Genomic DNA, 3261 nt, shown 5'->3' on the forward strand with positions numbered 1-3261 from the left:
GGACATGTCCGTCCTCCAGGTCGTCCCCGGCCTCAGGATCGCCGCCCCGCGCGACGCCGACCAGCTGCGCGCCCAGCTGCGCGAGGCGGTCGCCGTGGACGACGCCCCCACCCTGGTCCGTTTCCCGAAGGAGTCCGCCGGCCCGAACGTCCCGGCGCTCGACCGGGTCGGCGGGATGGACGTCCTGCACCGCTCTGCCCGCCCCGAGGTGCTGCTGGTGGCCGTCGGCGTGATGGCCCCGGTGTGCCTGCAGGCCGCCGAGCTGCTCCAGGCCCGCGGGATCGGCTGCACGGTGGTGGACCCGCGCTGGGTCAAGCCCGTCGACCCCGCGCTGCCGGGCCTGGCGGCCGGGCACCGCCTGGTGGCCGTGGTGGAGGACAACAGCCGTTCCGCGGGCGTGGGTTCGGCGGTGGCGCTGGCCCTGGGCGACGCCGACGTGGACGTGCCGGTCCGGCGCTTCGGCATCCCGGAGCAGTTCCTCGCGCACGCCAAACGCAGCGAGGTCCTCGCCGACATCGGCCTCACGCCGGTGGAGATCGCCGGGCGGATCAGTGGGAGTCTGGCCGTCAAGGACGTCGAGGACGCCGACGGCACCGTCAAGGAGAGTGAATGACCACCGAGTTCGACCTCGGCGCCCTGCTCGCCGAGCGCGGAGCCGAACGCTACGAGCTGCACGCGAAGCACCTCAACCCGCAGCTCCCGCGCATGCTGCACACCATCGGCTTCGACAAGGTCTACGAGCGGGCCGAGGGCGCCCACTTCTTCGACGCGGAGGGCAACGACTACCTGGACATGCTCGCCGGGTTCGGGGTGATGGGCCTGGGCCGCCACCACCCGGTCGTCCGCAAGGCGCTGCACGACGTCCTGGACCTGGACCTCGCCGACCTCACCCGCTTCGACTGCCAGCCGCTGCCCGGCCTGCTCGCCGAGCGGCTGCTGGCCCACAGCCCGCACCTGGACCGGGTGTTCTTCGGCAACAGCGGCACCGAGGCGGTCGAGACGGCCCTGAAGTTCGCCCGGTACGCCACCGGCAGGCCGCGCGTCCTCTACTGCGACCACGCCTTCCACGGCCTGACCACCGGTTCCCTGTCGGTCAACGGCGAGAGCGGCTTCCGCGACGGCTTCGCACCGCTGCTGCCCGACACCCCCGTACCGCTCGGTGATCTCGACGCGCTGGCACGGGAACTGAAGAAGGGCGACGTCGCCGCGCTGATCGTGGAGCCGATCCAGGGCAAGGGCGTGCACGAGGCGCCGCCCGGCTACCTGCGGGCCGCGCAGGAACTGCTGCACCGGCACAAGGCGCTGCTCATCGCCGACGAGGTGCAGACCGGCCTCGGCCGCACCGGGGACTTCTACGCCTACCAGCACGAGGACGGCGTCGAACCGGACCTGGTGTGCGTGGCGAAGGCCCTGTCCGGCGGCTACGTGCCCGTCGGTGCCACCCTCGGCAAGGAATGGATCTTCAAGAAGGTCTACTCGTCCATGGACCGGGTGCTGGTGCACTCGGCGAGTTTCGGCTCCAACGCCCAGGCGATGGCGTGCGGGCTCGCCGTGCTGTCGGTCATGGAGAACGAGCAGATCGTCGCCGGGGTGCGCCGCACGGGTGAGCTGCTGAAGTCCCGGCTGACCGCGCTGGTCGGCACGTACGAGCTGCTCGCCGACGTCCGCGGCCGGGGCCTGATGATCGGCATCGAGTTCGGCAAGCCGTCCTCGCTGAAGCTGCGCAGCCGCTGGAGCATGCTCCAGGCGGCCCGCAAGGGCCTGTTCGCGCAGATGGTCGTCGTACCGCTGCTGCAGAAGCACCGCATCCTCACCCAGGTCTCCGGCGACCACCTGGAGGTGATCAAGCTGATCCCGCCGCTGATCGTCGACGAGGCGGACGTGGAGCGGTTCGTGGACGCCTTCACCGCGGTGATGGACGACGCGCACAGCGGCGGCGGCCTGATGTGGGACTTCGGCAAGACCTTGATCAAGCAGGCGGTGGCGAACCGCTGACGGCGACGCCGGGCGGCGCGGCGGCTTCGGCTGCGCGGAGGCCCGGGCGGCGCGATGAGTCCGACCGCTTTTGCCTGTGAGGCAAGAAAATTGCCCCAGGGGCAAAAGTGGGGCTCAATGGAGGCATGAACGCCCCAGACGCCGCCCCGCCGCCGGGCCCGGCCCCCGAGGACGGCCTGCCGGCCGTCGCGCCGCAGCTGCGCGCCCTGCGCCGGCGCGCCGGGCTCACGCTGGAGGCCGCCGCCCGCGCCGCCGGGCTCTCGCCGGCCCACCTGTCCCGCCTGGAGACCGGCCACCGCCAGCCCTCGCTGCCGATGCTCCTCGCGCTGGCCCGTGTCTACGGTACGACGGTCTCCGAGCTGCTCGGCGAGACGGTCGCCGAACGGGACGCGATCGTGCGGGCCGCCGACATGGAGCCCACGCGGGCGGGCGGCTGGACCTACCTCCAGGCCGGCGCACCCGGCCGCGGGATGCAGGCCCTGCGGGTACGGGTGCCGTACGGCTCACAGGGCGACATCGTGCGCGTCCACCCCGGTGAGGAGTGGCTCTACGTCCTCGCCGGGCGGCTGCGGCTGCGACTCGGGGACACCGCCCACCTGCTCGGATCCGGCGACAGCGCGCACTTCGACTCGCTCACCCCGCACCGCCTCGCCGCCGAGGACCACGACGGCGTGGAGCTGCTGTTCGTCCACACCCTGCTGCAGAGCCCCACGGCCACGCTGTGCCTGGGCCCGCCGACCGGAGAACTGCCATGAGCAACTACGAGACCAAGTTCCCCCGTTCCCTGTGGATCCGGCTGATCATCTACATCGCCCTCGGGCACGTCCTGGCCGCGTTCCTCTACCTGCTGTTCGCGGTGGGAGCCAAGGGCTGACACCGGCGGCCGGGTCAGTCCAGCAGGCGCTCGCGCAGCCGGTCGCGGGACTCGGCTGAGAGGCCCAGGCCCTGTGCCAGGTAGGTGTCCACGTCGCCCCACCTCTCCTCGATGCTCGCGAAGGCCGCGTGGAGGTATTCGGCGCGGGCGTCGAAGAGCGGGTCGAGCAGCTCCATCACCTCCGGCGTGTACGCGGTGTCGGCGCTGCCGCTGCGGCGGACCTTGTAGCGCCGGTGCCCGGCGGCCGACTCCAGGTAGTCCGCGACGATCGCCTCCCGCTCCACCCCGAGGGCGAGCAGCGTCACCGCGATCGAGATGCCCGCGCGGTCCTTGCCGGCCGCGCAGTGCATCAACGCGGGCACGCTGTCGTCGGCGAGCGCGTGCAGCACCCG

5 protein-coding genes are annotated in these 3261 nt (G+C 72.3%); 4 read left to right on the forward strand and 1 reads right to left on the reverse strand.

The window, feature by feature from the left end; all coding sequences use genetic code 11:
* The 4 genes from IE312_RS40385 to IE312_RS16460 form a co-directional block, all read left to right on the forward strand.
* The coding region (locus IE312_RS40385; RefSeq protein WP_306419751.1) for a transketolase C-terminal domain-containing protein at window positions 1-613 on the forward strand (613 nt) is incomplete at its 5' end.
* Window positions 610-1995 carry an aspartate aminotransferase family protein gene (locus IE312_RS16450; protein WP_189982461.1) on the forward strand — a complete coding sequence of 462 codons (1386 nt, stop codon included), beginning with the start codon at window positions 610-612 and terminating at the stop codon, window positions 1993-1995. The genes IE312_RS40385 and IE312_RS16450, both read left to right, overlap by 4 nt.
* A gap of 125 nt (window positions 1996-2120) precedes the next feature.
* Window positions 2121-2750: a helix-turn-helix domain-containing protein gene (locus tag IE312_RS16455; protein ID WP_189982463.1), complete on the forward strand. Its 630-nt coding sequence runs from the start codon at window positions 2121-2123 to the stop codon at window positions 2748-2750.
* The gene (locus IE312_RS16460) at window positions 2747-2869 is read left to right on the forward strand and encodes a DUF6126 family protein (RefSeq protein ID WP_189982465.1); all 123 of its coding nucleotides are present in this window, start codon (window positions 2747-2749) and stop codon (window positions 2867-2869) included. Before IE312_RS16455 ends, IE312_RS16460 begins: the two co-directional genes overlap by 4 nt.
* Before the next feature lie 14 nt (window positions 2870-2883).
* On the opposite strand, the gene IE312_RS40390 is transcribed toward IE312_RS16460, so the two are convergent.
* On the reverse strand, window positions 2884-3261 hold a 378-nt coding region (locus tag IE312_RS40390; RefSeq protein WP_229899879.1), incomplete at its 5' end, for a tyrosine-protein phosphatase.

Source organism: Streptomyces capoamus, assembly GCF_014654935.1.
GTDB lineage: Bacteria > Actinomycetota > Actinomycetes > Streptomycetales > Streptomycetaceae > Streptomyces > Streptomyces capoamus.